Source organism: Mesorhizobium sp. YIM 152430, from assembly GCF_029210365.1.
GTDB lineage: Bacteria > Pseudomonadota > Alphaproteobacteria > Rhizobiales > Rhizobiaceae > Aliihoeflea.
The window spans coordinates 540,628-562,725 of record NZ_JARGES010000043.1; the positions used below are offsets into that span (position 1 = coordinate 540,628).

19 protein-coding genes are annotated in these 22,098 nt (G+C 65.0%); 8 read left to right on the forward strand and 11 right to left on the reverse strand.

Annotation, left to right across the window (positions count from 1 at the left end):
- Positions 1–108: 108 nt before the first annotated feature.
- From PZ895_RS14915 to PZ895_RS14930, 4 genes are all read left to right on the forward strand, one after another.
- Positions 109–939: an alpha/beta hydrolase gene (locus PZ895_RS14915; protein ID WP_275839758.1), complete on the forward strand. Its 831-nt coding sequence runs from the start codon at positions 109–111 to the stop codon at positions 937–939.
- A 43-nt stretch (positions 940–982) separates the two neighbouring features.
- Positions 983–1,219 (forward strand): Lrp/AsnC ligand binding domain-containing protein, encoded by a 237-nt coding sequence (locus PZ895_RS14920; protein ID WP_252925677.1) that lies wholly within the window; start codon positions 983–985, stop codon positions 1,217–1,219.
- Between the two features lie 317 nt (positions 1,220–1,536).
- Complete coding sequence (polA, locus tag PZ895_RS14925; RefSeq protein ID WP_275839759.1) at positions 1,537–4,473, forward strand: DNA polymerase I; 2,937 nt, start codon at positions 1,537–1,539, stop codon at positions 4,471–4,473.
- Between the two features lie 7 nt (positions 4,474–4,480).
- Positions 4,481–5,092, forward strand: coding sequence for a LysE family translocator (locus PZ895_RS14930; protein WP_275839760.1), 612 nt, complete (start codon positions 4,481–4,483; stop codon positions 5,090–5,092).
- Between the two features lie 58 nt (positions 5,093–5,150).
- Here PZ895_RS14930 and PZ895_RS14935 read toward each other — a convergent pair whose 3' ends face one another.
- Positions 5,151–5,648 carry a superoxide dismutase family protein gene (locus tag PZ895_RS14935; protein WP_275839821.1) on the reverse strand — a complete coding sequence of 166 codons (498 nt, stop codon included), beginning with the start codon at positions 5,646–5,648 and terminating at the stop codon, positions 5,151–5,153.
- Between the two features lie 181 nt (positions 5,649–5,829).
- Here PZ895_RS14935 and PZ895_RS14940 point away from each other — a divergent pair, with 181 nt between their 5' ends.
- Positions 5,830–7,995, forward strand: a complete 2,166-nt coding sequence (locus PZ895_RS14940; RefSeq protein ID WP_275839822.1) for a transglycosylase domain-containing protein — start codon at positions 5,830–5,832, stop codon at positions 7,993–7,995.
- 20 nt (positions 7,996–8,015) lie between these two features.
- Here the strand turns inward: PZ895_RS14940 and PZ895_RS14945 are convergent, their stop codons facing one another.
- The 6 genes from PZ895_RS14945 to PZ895_RS14970 form a co-directional block, all read right to left on the reverse strand.
- A complete protein-coding gene (locus PZ895_RS14945; protein WP_275839761.1) occupies positions 8,016–8,852 on the reverse strand; it encodes an alpha/beta hydrolase in 837 nt (278 codons plus the stop codon).
- On the reverse strand, positions 8,849–9,955 hold the full coding sequence (locus tag PZ895_RS14950) for a branched-chain amino acid ABC transporter permease (RefSeq protein ID WP_275839762.1): 1,107 nt from the start codon (positions 9,953–9,955) through the stop codon (positions 8,849–8,851). The genes PZ895_RS14945 and PZ895_RS14950 overlap by 4 nt, the downstream gene beginning before the upstream one ends.
- Before the next feature lie 4 nt (positions 9,956–9,959).
- Positions 9,960–10,955, reverse strand: coding sequence for a branched-chain amino acid ABC transporter permease (locus tag PZ895_RS14955; protein ID WP_275839763.1), 996 nt, complete (start codon positions 10,953–10,955; stop codon positions 9,960–9,962).
- A 199-nt stretch (positions 10,956–11,154) separates the two neighbouring features.
- A complete protein-coding gene (locus PZ895_RS14960; protein WP_275839764.1) occupies positions 11,155–11,874 on the reverse strand; it encodes an ABC transporter ATP-binding protein in 720 nt (239 codons plus the stop codon).
- A complete protein-coding gene (locus PZ895_RS14965) occupies positions 11,871–12,635 on the reverse strand; it encodes an ABC transporter ATP-binding protein (RefSeq protein WP_275839765.1) in 765 nt (254 codons plus the stop codon). Before PZ895_RS14965 ends, PZ895_RS14960 begins: the two co-directional genes overlap by 4 nt.
- Before the next feature lie 150 nt (positions 12,636–12,785).
- A complete protein-coding gene (locus tag PZ895_RS14970; protein ID WP_275839766.1) occupies positions 12,786–13,979 on the reverse strand; it encodes a substrate-binding domain-containing protein in 1,194 nt (397 codons plus the stop codon).
- 202 nt (positions 13,980–14,181) lie between these two features.
- Here PZ895_RS14970 and PZ895_RS14975 point away from each other — a divergent pair, with 202 nt between their 5' ends.
- Positions 14,182–14,742, forward strand: a complete 561-nt coding sequence (locus PZ895_RS14975) for a LuxR C-terminal-related transcriptional regulator (protein WP_275839767.1) — start codon at positions 14,182–14,184, stop codon at positions 14,740–14,742.
- 8 nt (positions 14,743–14,750) lie between these two features.
- Here PZ895_RS14975 and PZ895_RS14980 read toward each other — a convergent pair whose 3' ends face one another.
- From PZ895_RS14980 to PZ895_RS14995, 4 genes are all read right to left on the reverse strand, one after another.
- Positions 14,751–15,488: an SDR family oxidoreductase gene (locus PZ895_RS14980; protein ID WP_024587912.1), complete on the reverse strand. Its 738-nt coding sequence runs from the start codon at positions 15,486–15,488 to the stop codon at positions 14,751–14,753.
- 143 nt (positions 15,489–15,631) lie between these two features.
- Positions 15,632–16,870, reverse strand: a complete 1,239-nt coding sequence (locus tag PZ895_RS14985; protein ID WP_275839823.1) for an MFS transporter — start codon at positions 16,868–16,870, stop codon at positions 15,632–15,634.
- A gap of 134 nt (positions 16,871–17,004) precedes the next feature.
- Positions 17,005–17,772, reverse strand: a complete 768-nt coding sequence (locus tag PZ895_RS14990) for a sulfite exporter TauE/SafE family protein (protein WP_275839768.1) — start codon at positions 17,770–17,772, stop codon at positions 17,005–17,007.
- A gap of 4 nt (positions 17,773–17,776) precedes the next feature.
- On the reverse strand, positions 17,777–18,751 hold the full coding sequence (locus tag PZ895_RS14995) for a complex I NDUFA9 subunit family protein (protein ID WP_275839769.1): 975 nt from the start codon (positions 18,749–18,751) through the stop codon (positions 17,777–17,779).
- A gap of 234 nt (positions 18,752–18,985) precedes the next feature.
- Here PZ895_RS14995 and gndA point away from each other — a divergent pair, with 234 nt between their 5' ends.
- Together gndA and PZ895_RS15005 are read left to right on the forward strand one after the other, a co-directional pair.
- Positions 18,986–20,401, forward strand: a complete 1,416-nt coding sequence (gene gndA / locus PZ895_RS15000) for an NADP-dependent phosphogluconate dehydrogenase (protein WP_275839770.1) — start codon at positions 18,986–18,988, stop codon at positions 20,399–20,401.
- Between the two features lie 126 nt (positions 20,402–20,527).
- Positions 20,528–22,087, forward strand: coding sequence for a TadE/TadG family type IV pilus assembly protein (locus PZ895_RS15005; protein WP_275839771.1), 1,560 nt, complete (start codon positions 20,528–20,530; stop codon positions 22,085–22,087).
- Positions 22,088–22,098: the final 11 nt, after the last annotated feature.

The window sequence follows — 22,098 nt, forward strand, 5'->3', positions numbered from 1 at the left end:
TAATGGCAGGATCGCACCGAAGCGATTTTGTTTCAAGTATGAAATTTCAAGGTTGAAATATTGCGGTGCGGCAAGGATAGTGCGGTGCGGATTTTCGAGGGAGGAACAATGCTTTTCCATCAGGTGAGGGACTGGGACGATGCCTATGCCAACGGTCCCAACATCGCGCGCGGCGAGCGATGGCCGGGCCTCTGGATCGAGCCTGCTGCCGCTTTCCGCAAGGCGCTGGAGGCGCAGGGCCGTGCGAAACTCGACCAGCCCTATGGCGACCGTCCGCGCAACCGCTTCGATCTCTTCCTGCCCGAGGGCAAGCCGAAGGGCCTCGTCGCCTACATCCATGGCGGCTTCTGGCTGCGGCTCGACAAGAGCTTCTGGTCGCACCTCGCAGCCGGCCCGCTCGCCCACGGTCACGCCGTCGCCATGCCATCCTATACGCTCTGCCCGGACATCCGCATCGGCGGCATCGTGCAGGAAATCGGCGCCGCGATCGAAAAGGCGGCAACGCTGGTCGACGGCCCGATCCGGCTGACCGGCCACTCCGCCGGCGGCCATCTGGCAACGCGCATGGTCACCACCACCTCGCCGCTCTGCGACGCCGCCCGCGCGCGCATCGCGAATACGGTGTCGATCTCCGGCATCCACGATCTGCGGCCGATGATGCGCACCGCGATGAATGCCGATTTGAAGCTCGACGAAGCGGAAGCCCTCGCCGAGAGCCCGGCGCTGCTCTGTCCGTTGGAAGGCGCCCGCGTCACCTCATGGATCGGTGGTGCCGAGCGTGCCGAGTTCCGCCGCCAGAACGCGCTCCTCGCCAATATCTGGACCGGCCTCGGCGCCGTTACCTCCTGCGTCGAGGAGCCCGACCGGCACCATTTCGACGTTATCGACGGTTTGGCCGATCCCGACCACGCGCTGACGCGAACCTTGTTGACAGGGTGAGCGCCGCGTCCGAGTCTTGCGGCAACCAACCGGAGCATTGTTGATGAGACCCGTTTTCGTGCAGTTGCGCTGCGTCCCCGGCAAGACCTACGAGGTCGCCGACGAACTCTACAAGCGCGAGATCGCGTCCGAACTCTATTCGACCAGCGGCGACTACGACCTGCTCCTGAAAGTCTATATCGATGACCAGACCGACATCGGCAAATTCGTCTCCGAAAACGTCGCCAACGTCCCCGGCATCGTCCGTTCACTGACGACGCTGACCTTCAAGGCGTTTTGACGCCGTTTCAAAACGAAGAAAGCCGCCGTGGGGAGGGGGGATCCACGGCGGCTCTACTCGAAACGATGCGGCAGCCCGGAGAGGGGGGATGAGGCTGCCGCACTTTATGTCCGGTTAGGCGGGGGACGGGCCTTGTCCCGGACTCGGCTTTTTGAATTGCCGATAGAGATTATCTGAGAATTTGAACGTGGCAATTCAAGGGCACGAACATTACAAGTGCGTAACGTCGGCGTGATCGGAAAAGCGCCTGTCAGCAGCCTGTCGCGGCCGGGGCTTTTGCATGGACAGGCCACGCGCCAGACGCTACCTGATTGCCCATGAAAAAAGGCGATCATCTCTTCCTCGTCGACGGCTCCGGCTACATCTTCCGCGCCTATCATGCGCTGCCCCCCTTGACGCGCAAATCCGACGGGCTGCCGGTGGGTGCGGTGTCGGGCTTCTGCAACATGCTGTGGAAGCTGATGCAGAACGCGCGCGACACGGAAGTCGGCGTCACTCCGACCCATTTCGCCGTCATCTTCGACTATTCGTCCAGGACGTTCCGCAACGAGCTTTACGACAAGTACAAGGCGAACCGCACCGCGCCGCCCGAAGACCTCGTTCCGCAATTCGGCCTCATCCGCCATGCGACGCGCGCCTTCGACCTGCCCTGCATCGAGATGGAGGGGTTCGAGGCCGACGATCTGATCGCGACCTATGCGAAGCTCGCCTGCGAAGCGGGTGGCGATACCACCATCATCTCCTCCGACAAGGATCTGATGCAGCTCGTCGGCCCCACGGTGTCGATGTACGATCCGATGAAGGACCGCGAGATCAAGGTGCCGGAGGTCGTCGAGAAATGGGGCGTTCCGCCCGAAAAGATGATCGATCTGCAGGCGCTGACGGGCGATTCCATCGACAACGTCCCCGGCGTTCCCGGCATCGGCCCGAAGACAGCCGCGCAGCTTCTGGAGGAGTATGGCAACCTCGACACGCTTCTCGCTCGCGCCTCCGAGATCAAGCAGCAGAAGCGCCGCGAGAACCTGATCGAGCACGCCGAGATGGCGCGCCTGTCGCGCGAACTCGTGCGCCTGCGCGACGACGTTTCGGTGCCCGAACCGCTCGCCGCGCTCGAACTCCAGCCGCCGAACGGGCCGAAGCTGATCGGCTTCCTCAAGGCGATGGAATTCACCTCGCTCACCCGCCGCGTCGCCGAGGCGACGGGCGCGGAGGCGGCCGACATCGAGCCGATGCATGTCGAGGTGCAGACGGGTTCGGCCGCCCATGGCCCCGACCTCGACGTGCCGAACCCGGCCTCCGTTGCACCCGGCGAGGAGGGCGACGTCGCGCCCGAGCCCAAAGCCGGCCCGTCGACCCCCGCCGATCTCGCCAAGGCCCGCGCCGATGCTGCGGTCGCCGCCAGGATCGACCGCGCCGCCTATGTCACGATCCGCGACCTCGCGACCCTTCAGGCATGGGTCACCGAGGCGCGCGAGGCGGGCGTCGTCGCCTTCGACACGGAGACGACTTCGCTCGACCCGATGCAGGCCGAACTCTGCGGCTTCTCGCTCGCCACCGCCCCCGGACGCGCCGCCTATGTGCCGCTGATCCATAAATCCGGCGCGGGCGACCTTCTCGGCGGCGGACGGGTCGAGAACCAGATCCCGATCCGTGACGCGCTGGCCGCCATCAGGCCGCTGATGGAGGACCGCTCGGTCCTCAAGATCGCGCACAATCTCAAATACGACTACCTCGTCCTCCTGCGCCACGGCATCGACGCCGGCCCTTGCGACGACACCATGCTGCTCTCCTACGTCACCGATGGCGGCTCGGGCTCGCAAAGCATGGATTCGCTCTCCGAACGCTGGCTTGGCCACGTCCCGATCCCGTTCAAGGATGTCTGCGGCTCGGGCAAGTCGATGATCACCTTCGATTTCGTCGATCTGGAAAAGGCGACGGCCTATGCCGCCGAGGATGCGGACGTCACGCTCCGCCTCTGGCACGTCCTCAAGCCGCGTCTCACCGCCAAGGGCCTCAACGCCGTCTATGAAAGGCTGGAACGCCCGCTGGTCCCGGTGCTGGCGCGCATGGAAAGCCGCGGCATCTCCGTCGACCGCCAGATCCTGTCGCGCCTGTCCGGCGAACTCGCCCAGCGCGCTGCCGCTTTCGAGGACGAGGTCTACGAACTGGCCGGCGAGCGCTTCACCATCGGCTCGCCCAAGCAGTTGGGCGACATCCTGTTCGGCCGCATGGGTCTGCCCGGCGGTTCGAAGACCAAGTCCGGCCAATGGTCGACGTCGGCGCAGATTCTCGAAGAACTCGCCGCCGAAGGTCACGAACTGCCGCGCAGGATCGTCGACTGGCGTCAGCTCACCAAGCTCAAATCGACCTATACCGACGCGCTGCCGGGCTATATCCATCCCGAGACGACACGCGTCCACACTTCTTACGCGCTGGCCGCGACGACGACCGGCCGCCTGTCCTCGTCGGAACCGAACCTGCAGAACATCCCGATCCGCACCGCCGAGGGTCGCAAGATCAGGACCGCGTTCATCGCCGAGCCGGGCCGCAAGCTGATCTCGGCCGACTACAGCCAGATCGAGTTGCGCGTTCTTGCCCATGTCGCCGAAATCCCGCAACTGACACAGGCCTTCGCCGATGGCGTCGACATCCACGCGATGACGGCGTCGGAAATGTTCGGAGTTCCGGTGGAGGGGATGCCCTCCGATGTGCGCCGACGCGCCAAGGCGATCAATTTCGGCATCATCTACGGCATTTCGGCCTTCGGCCTCGCCAATCAGTTGTCGATCGGCCGCGAGGAAGCGGGCAGCTATATCCGCAAATATTTCGAGCGCTTCCCCGGAATCAAGGACTACATGGACGCGACCAAGGCATTCGCGCGCGATAACGGTTATGTCGAAACCATCTTCGGCCGCCGCGTCCACTATCCCGAAATCCGCTCGCCCAATCCGTCCGTGCGCGCCTTCAATGAGCGCGCGGCCATCAACGCGCCGATCCAGGGGTCCGCCGCCGATATCATCCGCCGCGCGATGATCCGCATGGAAGACCGCCTCGCCGAGGCGGGTCTGTCCGAAACGCTGATGCTGCTCCAGGTCCACGACGAACTGATCTTCGAGGCGCCGGAGAGTCAGGTCGAGGCGGCGATCCCGGTCATCCGCGAGACGATGGAACAAGCTGCCATGCCGGCGCTGTCCATGCGCGTGCCGTTGCAGGTCGACGCCCGTGCGGCGTCGAACTGGGACGAGGCGCACTGACCGCGCCATGGAGGCGGGCCCGCTCCTTTCCTTCGCGCTCGCCTCGCTCCTGATCGAGCTCACCCCCGGTCCGAACATGACCTGGCTGGCGCTGGTCGCGGCCGGCGAAGGGCGCCGGCGCGGCTATGCGGCGGTGGCAGGCGTCGCGCTGGGGCTGGCCGTGCTCGGCCTGGCGGCCGCCTTCGGTGTCGCCGAACTCCTCCAGCGTTCCATGATCGCCTACGAAATCCTGCGCTGGGCCGGCGGCCTCTTCCTGCTCTATCTCGCCTGGGACGGCTGGCGCGGCAATGGCGACGTGGCGCAGACCGGCAACGGCTCGAACAGCATTTATTTCCTGCGCGGTCTCGTCACCAACATGCTCAACCCGAAGGCGGCGCTGTTCTATGTCGCGGTCCTGCCGACTTTCCTCGATCCCGCCCGCCCGCTGCTCGGCCAGACCCTCGCTTTGTCGGTGGTCTATGTGTCGGTCGCGACTGTCGTCCATGCCGGCATCGTCACGGCTGCCGGCGCATTGACCGCGTTCACGCAAAAGCCGGGCCGCGAAATCGCGACCCGGCGTGTTCTCTCAAGCCTTCTGGCCCTCGTTGCCGTCTGGCTGATCTGGTCGACGGCGCGCTAGCATCGGACCGAAAAGTGACTGCCGGTTTTCGGGCGATTCCGATGCTTTTCGAAAAGGCTTACTCGATCACCGCACACGCATAGCGGTCGCCGGCATCGCCGGTCGGCTGCGTCTCGTAATCGTCCGTGCCGCCATGGATCATCAGCGCGCGGCCGGCAATGTCGGCCTCGCCGCCGTCGCCGAGCGTCACCATATGGTTGAACACCTGCGCGCGCAGGACGCCGTCCTCGCCGACATACTGGTTCGGCATGTCGCCGGCATGGGGTCCGCCTTCGGCCAGATAGCCATGCGCCGCATCGGTCGGGTCGAAGTGGCCGCCGGCCGATTCATGGTCGCTTTCGTGGTCGCAGGTGCCTGTCTCGTGGATGTGGAAGGCCAGCCATTCGCCCGCCGGCAGGCCCGATACCTCGATCTCGATCAGAACGCCGTTGGGCGTCCCGGTCAGCGTCGCCGTACCGTTCTCGGCACCGTCCATGTCGACGAAGCTGGCGCTCGCGCTGGTCGTCTCCGCGGCAGGGGCCTGTTTGGCGTCCTGCGCAAAGCCGGTGGCCGTCATCAGCGCGAGTGCAGCCGTGGCTGGCAATGAAAGTCTCATTTCCGCATCTCCCGGTTGTTGGTCCGCGAATGGGGAATGACGGTGGCGGCGAAATTGTTCCGGTTAACGCTCCCTTAAAGCGCCGCAATTAATGTTCAGCGACAGCGACCATCAGGCAGACAAGAAGCGGGCATCAGGGGCGATGGGCGACAGACGGATCGAGCCGACCTTTGGCGGGGCGGCATCGGATGAAGGCTCCGGCCTTTTCGTGAGCGAGGAGGATCGGGTCGTGGGGCAGCCGAAGAAGCGCGGTTCGACGCACAGATCGTCTTCGCACAAGGCGGAGCCGAAATCGCGCGGCAAGAGGCGCGGCAAGTCGCGCCGCCGCTCTGGCGGCGGCCTGTTCGGCTTCCTGCGCAAGGCGACCTACTGGTCCTTCGTCCTCGCCATCTGGGGCGGCATCGCGGCGGCCGGCGTGCTGGTCTTCTATGCCGCGCAGATGCCCTCGGCCTCCACCTGGGCGATCCCGGACCGTCCGCCCAACGTCAAGATCATGGATGTCGAGGGCCGCCAGGTCGCCAATCGCGGCATGATGGGCGGCGAATCGATCGGGCTGCATGAAATGTCGCCCTATATCCCGCAGGCCGTCGTCGCCATCGAGGACCGGCGCTTCTACCAGCATTTCGGTGTCGATCCGATCGGCCTTGCCCGTGCCGTTTACGAGAACGCGGTCAATGGCCGCGTCGTGCAGGGCGGTTCGACGCTGACCCAGCAGCTTGCCAAGAATCTTTTCCTCACCAATGAGCGTTCCTATGATCGCAAGATCAGGGAAGTGCTGATGGCCTTCTGGCTGGAGAACGAATACTCCAAGGAACAGATTCTCGAACTCTACCTGAACCGCGTCTATTTCGGCTCCGGCGCCTATGGCGTCGAGGCCGCCTCGCAGCGCTATTTCGGCAAGAGCGCGCGCGAGGTGACCCTGTCCGAATCCGCGCTTCTCGCCGGCCTTCTCGTCGCGCCCTCTCGCCTGTCTCCGGCGCGCGATCCCAATGCGGCGGAAAACCGTGCCCAGCTCGTCCTGTCGGCCATGCGCGACCAGGGCATGATCGGCGACAGCGAACTGGCCTCGGCCATCTCAGCCCCGCCGGTGCGCGCCGCCGCCTACTGGACGGGCTCGGAAAACTACGTCGCCGACCGCATCATGGGCGAACTGCCCGGCCTGATCGGCATGGACGTCTCGAAGGATCTGATCGTCGAGGCGACGGTCGACCTCGATCTTCAGGATCTCGCCGAGAAGGCCGTGCGCCGCATGGTCGACGAGAACAAGGCGGAACTCGACGTGTCTCAGGGCGCGCTCGTCTCGATCGACCCGACCGGTGCCGTGCGCGCCATGGTCGGCGGTTACGACTACGCCAATTCGCAGTTCGACCGCGCCTCCGAAGCCAGGCGCCAGCCCGGCTCCGCCTTCAAGGCTTTCGTCTGGATGGCGGCGATGGAGCAGGGGCTGTTTCCCGACACGATCCGCAACGACGCGCCGGTGAAGATCGGCAACTGGTCGCCGCAGAACTTCAACAACAAGTACCAGGGCCCGATGACGCTGTCGCAGGCGCTCGCCCGCTCTTCCAATTCCATCGCCGCCGTCCTCGCGCACGAGGTCGGTCCCTCGGCAATCGTCGAGACGGCGTGGCGCATGGGCATCGAATCCGATCTCCAGCCGAACCTGTCGATCTCGCTCGGCACGTCGGAGGTGACGCCGCTCGAACTCACCGCCGCCTTCGTGCCGTTCTCGACCGGCGGCGTCCGTCACGAAACCTATTTCGTCGAGCGGGTGACGACCGTGGACGGCGAGGTTCTCTATCAGCGCCCGCCCTCCGCCGGTACGCAGGTCGCCCGTCCTGAGACCATCGGCATGATGAACTACATGATGGCCGAGACCGTCGGCACCGGCACCGGCCGCAACGCTGATTTCGGCTGGCCCGCCGCCGGCAAGACCGGCACCAGCCAGAATTCGCGCGATGCCTGGTTCGTCGGCTATACGGCGGAACTGACGACCGGCGTCTGGTTCGGCAATGACGACGGCAAGCCGATGAGGAACATCACCGGCGGCCAGCTTCCGGCCAAGGCATGGAAGATCTTCATGGAAGGCGCCCATAACGGCGTCCCCGTCGCCTCGCTGCCCGGCCGCTGGACGCCCGGCACCTTCGAGCGCATCGAGGACCTTCTGGCGAGCGATCGGGGCATCCCGCAACAGGCCGCCTATCCAGTGGGCGACACCACCGGCTCCATCGCCCCGCCCGCCGATGTCGGCCAGCAGCAGCGTTCCGGGCCGATCGGCTCGATCATGGATATCATCATGGGCAACAACTGATTTTCGCCGCCTGACGACACTCAACTCTTCAGGAAATCCCGCAACAACCCGATCTCGCGCTCGCTCGCCAGTGTCGGCGCATGGCCGCATTCGTCGAAGGTGACGAGGCGGGGTTTCGGGCCGCGCCTGGTCATCTCCTCGGCGGTTTCCGCCGCCAGGACGTCGGATGTCCTGCCGCGCAGCAGAAGCGTCGGGATCGTCAGCCGGTCATAGGCCGACCAGATGTCGAGATCGCCCGCATGATGGGTGAACTGGGCGACGATCTGCGGATCGTAATGCACGGTCACGCGGCCATCGTCGGTGCGTCGCATCGACGTGTCGGCCATGCGCCGCCAGAAGGCGGGCGTGTTCTCGCCGAAAGGCGCGTAATTCCTGCGCAGCCAGGCTTCGAGTTCGCCCACCGTGTCATAGACCGGCGGATTGCCGACATAATCGACGATGCGGCCGGTTCCGGCCTTGGGGATATCCGGCCCGACATCGTTGATGACGAGATGTGTGATCCGGCCCTCGAGCATCCCTGCGGCGAGCGTGACGCCGATCAGGCCGCCCATCGATGTGCCGACCCAGCGGGTCTCGTCGATGCCGTAATGATCGAGCATTGCCGCCGCCGTCGCGCCGAAGGTGGCGTAGGAATAGTCGGTCGCCGGATCGCGCGCCCAGCTCGACAGGCCGCGCCCGAGCGTGTCGGGACACAGCACGAAATAAGTGTCGCAGATCGCCTCGGCCGCCTCGTCGAAATCGCGTCCCGTGCGCGCGAGCCCATGCCACATGACGAGGGCAGGTTTGGAGCGGTCGCCCCATTCGGTGACGTGAAGCTCGAAACCGGCGGCGGGGATATAGGTCGAGACGGGGTTCATTTGCGGCCACCTTTGCCGAGCAGCGTGCCTGCGATGCCCGACGGGAAGAAATAGACGAGCAGGATGAAGAGGACGCCGAGCCACAGGAGCCAGCGGTCGGGATTGAGAAGGTCCGGGATCAGCGGCAGATCGGCCGTCGCCTGTGCGCCCGCTCCCATCAGGTCCTTGAGGTAGAACTGTGCGAGCGTCATGATGACGACGCCGACGATGGCGCCGACCATGGTGCCCATGCCGCCGATGACGACCATCAGGAGAACGTCGATCATGATGTCGAAGGACAGCGTCACGTCCGGCCCTGTATAGCGCAGCCAGACGGCGCGCAGCACGCCGGCAAGTGCAGCCACGACGGCGGCGATGCAGAAGACCGAGGTGCGGTAGGCGACGACGCGGTAGCCGATCGCCTCGGCGCGCATCTCGTTCTCGCGGATCGCCTGAAGCACCGTGCCGAGCGGCGAGCGCACGATGCGGACCAGAAGGTAGAAAAGCGCGAGCGAGGACAGGAAGACGAAGTAATAGAGGTAGAGCCGTCCGGTGACCGGGACGCCGAACAGGCGAATCTGGTCGCCATTTGCATCTTCCAGCCTGTTGGCCGGCGAGAAGAAGCGCGGGATTTCGTAGGTGATCCCGTCCTCGCCGCCGGTGAAGTTCGAAAGCTGGCTGGCGAGCACCAGCATGACCGAGGCGGCGGCAAGCGTGACCATGGCGAAGAAGATCTCCTTCACGCGCAATGAGAGAAGCCCGATCAGAACCGCGAGGATGAAGGCCGCCGCGACGCCGAGCGAGCCGCCGACGACGATGGCGTCGAAGCCGCGCCCCATCGTCTTGAGCGCGATGGCGGTGCCATAGGCGCCGAGGCCGAAGAACATGGTGTGGGCGAAGGAGACGATGCCGGTATAGCCGATCAGGAGATCGTAGCTCGCGACCAGCACGATGAAGACGCAGATCCGCGCCGCGACTTCCTGCGCCCGCACGTCGGGGAAGAGGAACGGCGCGAAGAGGAGGCACAGCCCGACGATGGCGGCGAAGCCATAGACTATGATGCGGCCGATCGTAACGCGGGCGGAGACGGTGTGCATGGGAGAGGCGATACTTTGTGTGGTCATGTCCTCACCCTTTCACGGCCGGCCGGAGGCCCCAGGGCCGCCACAGCAGGACGATCATCATCAACAGCATGGTCGAGGCGAGCGCCAGCTTGGGAAACAGGAAGGCGACATAATTGGTCGTCAGCCCCACCATCAGCGCGCCGAGAAGCGAGCCTTGGATCGACCCGAGCCCCCCGATGATGACGACGATGAAGACCATGACCATCAGTTCGGAGCCGAGCGCCGGCGTGATCAGCCCCTGATAGCCGGCCCACATGGCGCCGCCCATGGCCGCGAGCGCCGAGCCGGCCATGAAGACGCCGATGAACAGCCGGTCGATGCGAAAGCCCATCGCCTCGACCATCTCGCGGTTTTCGACGCCCGCGCGGATCAGAAGCCCGATGCGGGTGCGGTTGAGCGTCAGGTGCAGGATGACATAGACGGCTAGGCCGAGCAGGAAGGCGAAGATGCGGTAGATCTCGACCGCGACGTCGCCGATCAGGAACGAGCCGGTGAGGATCGCCGGACGCGGGACGGGCATCGGCGTGCCGCCCCAGATGACGAGCAGGATTTCCTCGGCGACGATCAGCGCGCCGACGGTGATGAGGATCTGGCGCAGATGGTCGGCATAGACCGGCTTGATGATGACGCGCTCGAAGAACCAGCCGGCGAGCGCCCCGAAGGCCGTCGCCGCGCCGATGGCGGCCACGAGGGCGAGAATGTTGAGGAAGGCGCTGTCGCCGCGCACCCAGATTCCGAGCGCCGCGAGCACCGTCGCGCCGATGAAGGCGCCGAAGGAGACGAAGGCGGAATGGCCGAAATTGAGCACGTCCATCAGGCCGAAGATCAGCGACAGCCCGGACGCCATCAGGAAGATCATCATCCCCATGGCAAGGCCGGCGATGGTCAGCGTCAGCCAGGAGGATGGGCGCCCGATCAGGACGAAGGCGACGAGCGCGAGGATGACCGGAAGCAGCATCACGCCGCCGAAGCGGGAGAAGGTAGCGGAAAGGGAGTTCATGGGGCGAGGCTCCGCGAAGCGCAGATGTTCTTTGCGAAGTGACCCCCACCCTTTACCCCTCCCCACAAGGGGGAGGGGGCCGTAGGCGTTGTGCCCGTGCTTTCAGCGCGGTGCCACGCTGCAAGGAAGTCACGGCGTGGATGCCCTCCCTCCCCCTTGTGGGGAGGGATAAAGGGTGGGGGTTCGCGGCGAAAAACCATTAATGCGCCTCCAGCGACAGGCTCAACAACCGCGCCTGCAATTCCGCATCCGCCGCAAGCTCCGCCATCTCCCCACGATGCACGATCCGCCCGTCGTCGATGACGGCCACCGTCCGCCCCAATGCCTTGGCGAAGAGGAAATTCTGTTCGACGAGCAGGATGGTCGTCTCCTCGCCGATTTCGCGGAAAGCGTCGATCATGTTGCGGATGATCGCCGGGGCGAGGCCCTTGGTCGGCTCGTCGATCAGGATCAGGTCGCGTCGCTCGATGATGGCGCGGGAGATGGCGAGCATCTGCTTTTGTCCGCCGGACAATGCGTGCGCCTGGCGGTCCCGGAACTTTTCCATCGCCGGGAAGATCGCATGGACCCGGTCGAGCCGCGCCTTGTCGAAGCGGCCGTGCGTGGCGGCGAGGCGCATGTTTTCCTCGACCGTCAGCCCGCCGAAAATGCCCATGTTCTCCGGCACGAAGGCGATGCCGAGCCGGGCGATGTCCGATGTGTGCATGGCAGTGATGTCGCGGCCGCGAAAGACGATCGCGCCCTTCTTCGCCTTCCACAGGCCCATGATCGTGCGCAAAGTCGTCGTCTTGCCGGCGCCGTTGCGGCCGAGCAGCACATGGACGCCGCCCTCCGGCACGTCGAGCGCGATGCCGTGCAGGATGTGATATTGCGCGATGTCGGTGTGGACGTCGTCGAGCCGCAGGACCGCGTTCCTCATGTCATCTCCTCCCCGCCGACGCCCAGATAGATCTCGCGCACGATGGGCAGCGCCATCACCTCGGCCGGCTTCCCGTCGGCGACGAGCTCGCCATTGTGAAGCACCACGATGCGGTCGGCGAGCGCGCGCACCACGTCCATCTTGTGCTCGACCAGCAGGATGGTCTTGGACCGGTCTTTCTTGAGGTCGGCGATGAGTTCGAGGATCACCGGCGCCTCGTCGACCGACATGCCGGCGGTGGGCTCGTCGAACATGAAGATGTCCGGCTCCATCGCCGCCAGCATCGCGACTTCGAGCTTGCGCTGGTCGCCATGCGGCAGGGCGGAGGCGGGCAGATGGACGACCGAGGACAGGCGCGTCTGCTCGATGTAGCGCGCGGCCTTGTCGGCGAGGTCGGTGAGGCTGGCCGCGTTGCGCAACGCCGACGGACCCTGCCCGGCCTTGGCCTGGACCGCGAGGCGGACGTTTTCGAGCACGGTCAGCTTGGGAAAGAGATTGGTCAATTGGAAGGCGCGGCCGATGCCGGCCTTGGCGCGGGCCGAGGCCGACAGCCGCGTGATCTCCGTCTCGCCCTTGAAGATGCGGCCCTCGGTCGGCTTCAACTGGCCGGAGACGAGGTTGAACCACGTCGTCTTGCCGGCGCCGTTGGGCCCGACGATCACGGTCAACTCGCCCGGCTGGAACGCGCAGGTGACATCGTTCACCGCAGCGTGGCCGCCGAAGCGGATCGTCAGGTTTTCTGTTCGAATGGAGGGGGTCAATGTTCTTGCAGCCCATCTGAGGAAAGCGCAGCCGCAATGGCGGCGCTTGTCCAGCCTGGTTTCCTCTCCCCGGGGCAGAGGGAAAGGTGGCCCGAAAGGCCGGAGTGGGGGTGATACGTTCCCGGCTAAGGCCGGGAACGATCGAACATACTACTCCTGGTTGTTTCGTCCCACCGGAATGTCCATCTCGGACGCCGGGATTTCGCGAACCAGCTCCGGGACGGCCCACTCGACGCCGTCCTGAACCGCGATCTTGAAATGGTACATGGATTGCAGCGCCTGGTGGTCTTCCGGGCGGAAGGTCATTTCGCCCTTCGGCGTGTCGAACGACATGCCTTCCATGGTCGATATCAGCGTCTCGGTGTCCCAGTCCTCGGCGGTTTCCAGCGCCTTGACGATGGCCATGGCCGACGCCATGCCGCCGGCGGTGAAGAAGTCCGGCGGCGAGTTGTAGCGTTCCATGTGCTGTTCGACGAGCCAATCGTTCACCGGGTTCTCCGGCAACTCGTAGTAATAATAGATCGCGCCTTCCATGCCCGGCACCTGCTTGTAGGAGACGAGCGCGGGCAGGATGTTGCCGCCGGTCGACAGCTCGATGTCGTAGCGGTCGAGACCGGCCGAGGCGAGCGGCGTCATGGCGTCGATGCCGGCGACATAGATCATGATGACCTTGCGGCCCGGCTGGTCGCGCAGCGCCGCCGTCAGGCGCTCGATGGTGGCGGTGAAATCGGTCGTCTGCTGGGGCACATATTCCTCGGCGACGAGATTGGCGCCGGTCCCTTCCAGCGCGGCCTTGAAGGCGGCGACACCGTCGCGGCCGAAGGCGTAATCCTGCGCCAGCGTGGCGACGTAGAGGTTCTCGTCGGGCGCAAGGGCAAGCGCCTGCGCCTGCATGTCCATCGACGAGTTGCGCGAGGTCTTGAAGACGTAGCGGTTGGAATCCGCGCCTGTCAGCCCGTCGGCGACGGCCGGCTCGACCACGAGGATGCGTTCATATTCGGCGGCGACCGGCAGAAGCGCCATCGCCACGCCCGACGAGGTGTCGCCGACCGCGATCAGCGCGTCGTCGTCGCCGTAAGCCTCGGCGAGAAGCGCGCGCGCGACATCCGGCTTGAACTGCGTGTCCTTCCTGATGATCTCGATCTTGCGGCCCTTGACCTCCATCGTGCCGTCGGTCGCATATTCGAGGCCCATCTCGAAGCCGGTTTGGGTCTGCTTCGAATAGGCTTCCAGCGGCGATCCCGACAGGCCGTGCAGAAGGGCGATCCTGACCGGGTCATCCTGCGCCCCGGCGGGCATGACGAAGGCGCAGGACAGGGCCAGCGCGGCAAACCATTTCTTCATGTACTTTCCTCCCGAAAGCGATTGAGCTGGTCGAAATTCGGCAAAGCACCGCCACAGCCGCCGAAGACGGTTGATTTTTGGTCCGGCACTCGCGACTGTCCTCCCGGTTCGCGATGTCGCAGGTCATGGCCGGCCGCATCGTGAAATCCTGCCCAAACTATCGGCGAAAGCACGGTTTTTCCGCAATATCGTAGAAATACGCATGACAGACGACATGTTCGACTACGCAAAGCTCGCCTTCGACCACGCGCCCGTCGGGCTCGTTGTCACGGAAAGCCGCGTCATTCGCGCCTGCAATGCGGCTTTCTCGGAGATGTTCGGCTACCGGATCGACGAACTCGTCGACCAGTCATTCGCCTTCCTCTATCCCAGCCAGGAAGAGTTCGTGCGCATCCGCGACGTTGGCGTGGAACCGCTCAGGAAGGACAACCGCTATTCCGACGAGCGGATCATGGCCAGAAAGGGCGGCGCCTTGTTCTGGTGCCGGGTGCGGGGCCATTCTCTGACGCGCGAGGATGACCCGCTGGGCCGCGCCGTCTGGAGTTTCGCGGACCTGTCGCAGGTGCGCCAGGTGCTTGCGCTGTCCACCCGCGAAAGGCAGATCGTGATGCATCTGGGCGAGGGGCGCACCTCGAAGGAGATCGCGCGGATGCTCGACGTTTCGCCGCGCACGGTTGAGGCGTATCGCGCGCGGCTTTTGAAGAAATGCGGAGCCGTCAACGTGGCCGAACTGCTTTCACATCTGAGCTCGATGCCGCACTGAAGTCTGGTCTAGACGTGCTGGCCGCCATTGATATGGATTTCGGCGCCAGTGACGTAGGAGGACTGGTCGGAGCACAGGAAGAAGATCGTGTCGGCGACTTCCGCCGTCGAACCGAGGCGGCGCAGCGGGATGGTCTCGACGATCTTCTCGGTCCCCGGCGAGAGAATCGCCGTGTCGATCTCGCCCGGCGCGATCGAGTTCACCCGGATGCCATGCGGGCCGAAATCGGCGGCCATCTCGCGCGACAGCGAGGACAGCGCCGCCTTCGACGTCGCATAGGCCGTTCCGGCGAAGGGATGGACGCGACTGCCGACGATCGAGGTGACGTTGACGATCGAGCCCTTGGCGGCGGCCAGTTCCTTGAAAAGCCCGCGTGCGAGCATGATCGGGGCGAAGAAATTGACCTGGAAGACGTCGCGCCAGACATGCATCGGCGTCTCGATCGAGTTCATCCGTCCGCCCTTGTCGAGCTTGGGCGAAATGGCGGCATTGTTGATCAGCGCATGGAGCTGGCCGCCGGTTTCTTCGAGCCGGTGGCGGATGTTCGCCACCGCCGATCCGACATCCTCGGGGTCGGAGAGGTCGATCTTGATGTGGTCTTCCGGGCCTTGCGGCCAGGGGCAATCCTCGGCGAAAGCATTGCGCGAACAGGTGATGACGCGCCAGCCCTCGCGCGAGAAGCGCTTGACCGTTGCGTGCCCGATGCCCCGGCTCGCGCCGGTCAAAACCAGTGTCTTTTGCATCATCTCTCCGGCCGGATGGGTAAACCTGACGCTATGTAGAGAGTTTGCGCGGCGGAAGCGAGTGCAACAATACGTGTTGACGCATGTGTCGCTCCTGCCGCCCGCGCGGCAGGGGTCCTATGCCTGCCGCCCGCAGCGTAAAGGGGCTATGCCGCCCGCGCGCCGCGCATCCTGGTCCGCCACAGGATCATCGCCATGATCACGACATTCATCAGGTTCCAGGCGATGCCGTTCAGGAACGCGGCCTGATACGAGCCGGTGATGTCGTAGATCAGCCCCGACAGCCATCCGCCGAGCGCCATGCCGACGATCGTCGCCATGATGACGAGGCCGACGCGCTGTCCCGCCTCGTGCGCCGGCAGGTATTCGCGCACGATGATGGCATAGCTCGGAACGATGCCGCCCTGCGACAGGCCGAAGACCAGCGAGACCACATAGAGCGAGGCGAGCCCGTCGAACGGAATGTAGGCTGCGAGCGCCAGCATCTGGAAGACGGAGCCGAGAAGCAGCGTCTTCACGCCGCCGATATGGTCGGCAAGAAAGCCCGATGCGAGCCGGCTGACGACGCCGCCGATCAGCATCAGCGACAGCATTTCCGCGCCCACGCCGACCCCGAAGCCGAGATCGACGCAATAGGCGACGATGTGGACCTGCGGCATCGACATGGCGACGCAGCACCCCAGCCCGGCGATCGAAAGGAGGATCTGGAGTTGGCGGGGCGAGAGGTCGATCGACCGAACCGGCTTCGGCACCACGGCATGGGTGCCGGAGCCAAGGTCCGGCGCGCGCGCCTTGAGGAACATCAGCGCCAGCGGAACCATGGTGACGAGCGCGAAGGCGCCGATGCCGAAATAGGTCGTGCGCCAGCCCCAATCGGGCAGGAATGCCTGAATGACCAGCGGCCAGATCGCGCCGGCGAAATAGTTGCCGCTCGCCGCCGCCGCCACTGCGACCCCGCGGCGCTTGACGAACCAGTGGGAGATGTCGGCGATCAGCGGGCCGAACGTCGCCGCCGCACCGAAGCCGATCAGCGTCTGCACGATCGCGAACACCCAGATCGAGGGCGCCAGCGCCGCCGCCGCATAACCGATGCCGAGCGCCAGCGCCGAGCCAATGACGGGAAGCAATATGCCTGCCTTGTCGACGAACCGGCCCATATAGACGTTGCCGACGGCAAACCCGACCATGGTCATCGTGTAGGGCAGGGAGGAGGCGGCGCGCATCGTGCCGAACTCGGCCTCGATCGCCGGCATGACGACGACGACCGACCACATGCCGACCGAACCGATCGTGGCGATCAGCACCGACATGACGAGCCGCGTCCAGGCATAGCGGCCGTCGATCTGGCTGATCCGGTCGCGCGCGGGCCGGTCGGGAGCGGGCATCGGTTCCATTGGTTCTCCTCAACGCTTGGTAGCGGCCCGCTGCCTCCGCCGTCAGCGCCAGAACGCGCCAACGACCAAGCCAGTTCAACCACCGGACCGACAAGGGGGAGCCGGTTTCGGATGATTCCGATGCGTCAGAAAACCTGCCCGATGCCCTGCCGCAGAAGGTCGAGCGCCAGAAGCGAGATGCCGATCCGGAAAAAGCGCCGAAACTGCGCTTCGGGCAGGCGTTCCAGCCATTTCGATCCATAGACCGTTCCGAGATATCCGGATGCGATCATGAGAGCCACCAGCGGCACCCAGGCTGCGAAGGCGAAGCCGGCCAGCCCGAAGACGACGATCTTCAGCGCGTGCTGGATGGTCATGCCGGCGGCGTGCGTGGCGACCAGCGCCTTGCGGTCGTCGGGAATGATCTGCGCGAAGACGGAGGAGAGCAGCGGCCCCGTCGCGCCGACCATCATCGTCAAAAGCGCCGTCGCGGCGCTGCCGACCGCCAGCCCGGCCCGCCCGAGCTTGTCGAAGCCGGGAATTTTGCTCCAGGTCACGATCAGGATGAAGCCGCCGAGGACGAGCTTCAGGAGCGCATCGGGCAATTGCACCACGACGAAGGCGCCGGCCACCGCGCCGATCAGCGATCCGATCAGGAAGGGCCCGAAGATGTCGTGCCGGACGAACGGCCGCTGGTGCCACGCGCGGCCCGTATTGGAGCCGAGCTGAACCGCGCCGTGAACGGGGATCAGCGCCGCGACGGGCAGAAACAGCCCCATCAGCGCCAGCATGGCGACCCCGCCGCCCACGCCGAAAGCAGCCGTCAGCGCGGAGGTGAAGAAGCTCGCGACGACGAGCAGTCCCGCCGCCCAGATTGCCAATCCATCGGGAAGGAGGCCGGCAATCGCCTGCAATGGCCTACATGCCCTGCGGGCGGGTGAACTGGCCGGCCGCGCGATAGGTCCACAGATAGGTCGGCAGGATGGCTTCCATCGCCTGCGGGCGAATGCCGAGGCCCTCGAGCGTGCGGCCCTCGCTTGTCGCCTGCGGTGAGACGACGTTGTCGGTCTTGAGCAACTCCACCTGGTCGCGCGTCAGAAGCGGCTTCGGCATCCGGCCGAGGATCGCGCCCTGGATTTCGGCGATCTTCCAGGGGATGGTCACGAAGAGCCGCTTGCGGCCGACGATTTTCAGCATCAGCTTCATGCAATCGCGGAACGAAAGCGCTTCCGGTCCGCCCAGTTCATAGACCTTGCCGCCTGCGACCTCGCCGTCGACGGCGCGCGCGAAGGCTTCGGCGACGTCGCCGACATAGACCGGCTGGAACATCGTTTTCCCGCCGCCGATCATCGGCAGTGCGGGTGCAAGCCGCGCCATGGCGGCGAAGCGGTTGAAGAACCCGTCCTCGGGACCGAAGACGATGGACGGGCGAAAGACGATCGCGTCCGGCAGCGTTTCGAACGCCGCCGCTTCGCCCTCGGCCTTGGTGCGGCCATAGTCGGAACTTGAGTTCGCATCCGCGCCGATCGCCGACATCTGGATGAAGCGGGCGCCCGCGTCGCGCGCAGCTTCCGCCGCCATCCGCGCGCCGGCGGCCTGCACCGCATCGAAGGTCTGCGCGCCGCTTTCCGACAGGATGCCGACGAGATTGATCACCCAGGCCGCGCCCTCGACGGCCTTGTCGATCGAGGCGCGGTTGCGCAGGTTTCCACGCACGGCATGGATCTGGCCGACATTGCCGAGCGGCTGCAAATGATGCGCCGTGTTCGGGTTGCGGCTGACGACGCGGATGCGATAGCCGCGCTTGGCCAGCGCGCGCACCACGTATCGGCCGACGAAACCGGAACCGCCGATAATCGTGACGAGGGGAGGAATCTGGGTGACGGGGGTCATCGCGTCCTGCTCTTTGAAGCCTTCGCGGTTGTCTTAATCAGTTTGGATTGAAACGCAAAGAGCCAAGAGCCTTTCGCTTAAACAATGTTCCCCGTGCATGGCAGGCATTCCGTCTCGTGTGTTGACCGTCCTGTCCCGCGGCGCGACACCTTCGCTTCCGCTGCGTGAGTGGCGGCAATCAAGAATGAAGCATCGGGCAGATTCGATGCTCGCTCGAATTGACCAGGGATGGACATGACCAAAGCGCATATCGGCCTCATCGGGCTTGGAACGATGGGCTCCAATCTCGCCTTGAACATCGCCGAAAAGGGCCATGCGGTTGCCGTCTACAACCGCACGGCGTCGAAGACCGGCGCCTTTTTCGAGAATGCCGCCAATCTGCGCGAGCGCATCGTGCCCTGTGCGACGCTGGCCGAATTCGTCGCCCAGATCCGCCCGCCGCGCCCGGTCATCCTGATGGTCCAGGCCGGCAAGGCGGTGGACGCGCAGATCGCCGAACTGCGCGAACATCTGGAAGCCGGCGACATGATCGTCGACGCCGGCAACGCCAATTTCCGCGACACGATCCGCCGCTTTGGCGAGCTTGACGGTTCCGGCCTCACCTTCGTCGGCATGGGAGTGTCGGGCGGCGAGGAGGGCGCGCGCCACGGCCCGTCCATCATGGTTGGGGGAGCAGAAGAGGCGTGGCGGCAGATCGAGCCGATCCTGACCGACATCGCCGCCCGCTTTCAGGGCGAACCCTGCGCTGCCTGGCTGGGTGAGGGCGGCGCCGGCCATTTCGTCAAGACCATCCACAACGGTATCGAATATGCCGACATGCAGATGATCGCCGAGATCTATGGCCTCCTGCGCGACGGTGCGGGCCTGTCGGCCGGCGAGATGGCTTCGATCTTCGAACAATGGAACGCTGGCCCGCTCGAATCCTATCTGGTCGAGATCACCGCCGAAGTCCTGCGGGCGTCGGACGCGGCAATGGGTGGGCCGCTTGTCGACGCCATCCTCGACCGTGCGGGCCAGAAGGGCACCGGCCGCTGGGCGGCCGTCGAGGCGCAATTGATGGGCATCCCGGCGACGACCATCGAGACGGCCGTGGCCGCGCGCAGCCTGTCGGCCGACAGGGAATTGCGGCTTCGGGCCGAGGGCGTCTACGCGAAATCCCTGCCGACCGCGCCGCTCGTCGCCGACGACGCCTTCATCCGCGATCTCGAACACGCGCTTCTCGCCGCCAAACTGGCGGCATACGCACAGGGCTTCGCGGTGATGGAAGAGGCGTCGACCGAATTCTGCTGGAACCTCCCGCTTGGAACCGTCGCGCGCATCTGGCGCGCGGGCTGCATCATCCGCTCGCAGTTCCTGGGCGAGATTGCCGCCGCCTATGACGAGGCGAAGGAGCCGGCCCATCTTCTCCTGATGCCCGCCTTCATAGACACGATGACGATGGCAAGCCCGGCCCTGCGCCGCGTCGTCGCCCGCGCAGTCGAGGCCGGGTTGCCCGTTCCGGCACTTGCCGCCGCGATCACATATTTCGACGCCTTCCGGCAGGGCCGAAGCACGGCCAATCTCATTCAGGCCCAGCGCGATTTCTTCGGCGCGCACGGCTTCGAGCGCATCGATGCGCCAGGCGAGCATCACGGCGGCTGGTCGAAATGATCCGCAAAAACGAAACCGTCTTTTTACCCATTCAGGAAGCAGAAATGCGCCGGTAAGCTCTCCTTTACTGGCCAGGTCCAAGTCTTGTTCCGTGCATCACTCATGTGTCCAAGGCGGGGGCCAGCCATGTTGAGGAAATTCCTGGAATCGCGTTCGGGAAATTTTGCGATCCTGTCCGGGGTCACGATGATCCCGCTCTGTCTGGCGGCTGGCCTTGCCGTCGACTATTCGCGTCATCACTCGGCGCAACGCCACTTGCAGGAGATGGCCGACGCCACCTCGCTGGCGCTGGCCGCGTCCAAGGAGCAGAATCAGGCGCGGCTGGAGCAACTCGCCAACGACTATCTGGCCGCCAATCGCACAAGCACGCGCGTCCGTGAGGTCCAGGTGGCGAGCGTCGTCGCGACGACCGAAAGCGTCGATGTGGAACTGATCGGCTCGATCCCGACCACCTTCATGGGCATTGCCGGTTACCAGCAACTCGATGTCGGCGCTTCGGCGCTCGCCGAACGCGCTACGCGCGGCACGGTCGAGGTGTCGCTGGTTCTCGACAACACCTGGTCGATGTCGGACAAGGATGCCAGGGGCGTCCGCAAGATCGACGCCTTGAAGACGGCAGCTTCGGGCCTCGTCGACCAGTTGCTGAAGTCGCCGGACGGCGGCGTCAGGATCGCGCTCGTTCCCTATGGCGAATATGTCAATGTCGGCATTCAGCACCGCAACAATTCCTGGCTGAGCGTTCCTGCCGACTATTCCGAGCAGAAGGGTAGCCCGCGGATCTGCACGACAAGCACCACCAAATCGCGCTGCATTCAGACCAACCCGGCCAAGACCTGCACGCGCGAGGTCGACGGCATCAAGGAGACCTATAGCTGCGGCGGAGGCTGCGCGAAGTCGGAAACCTATACGGTCCCCGCATACGAAACCTGTTCGGGCGGTTATTCCACCAAGTCTTTTGCCTGGCATGGCTGCGTCGGCTCGCGCACGGGCGGCACCAATCGCCTGAATGACGCCAATGCCTCGGTGAAATATCCCGGATACGTCACCGAAAAGGCCGAATGCCTCAATCCGCTCGTTCGGCTGACCAGCACGAAGCAGGCGCTCAAGGATGCCATCAGCGGCATGATCATCGAAAAGGGCAGCCACCGCGCGTTGACATACATCCCCGGCGGCATGATCTGGGGCCTGCACACGCTCGCGCCCTCCGGCCCCTTCGGCGATGGGCTCGCCTATGACGAGGAAAACCTGCGCCCGCGCAAGGTCGTGGTCCTGATGACCGACGGCGACAACACGCTTCTCTACGACAAGAGCAGCGGCAAGGCTCTCATCCCCTCGAAAAGTCTCAAATCCCTCCTTCCGGGCGAAAGACAGGCTTGGCGCAAGGATGATGACGACGATTGCGATGACGATGACGACGACGCCTGCGGTGCTTCGTCCGATCCCCTGGGCTCAGGACCTTTCAGGCAGACCAACGAGGACACGCTTGCCATCTGCACCAACATGAAGGCCAACGAGATCGAGATCTACACCGTCGCCTTCATGGTCGACGATCCGGTCGCCCGCGACATGCTCAAGGCGTGCGCGTCGTCCTCGCAGCATTACTTCCAGGCTTCGGATGCGGCAGTCCTGTCGGCCGCCTTCTCCGGCATCGCCCAGTCGCTTCAGGTCGTGCGCCTGGCGCGCTGACCGCATCTACC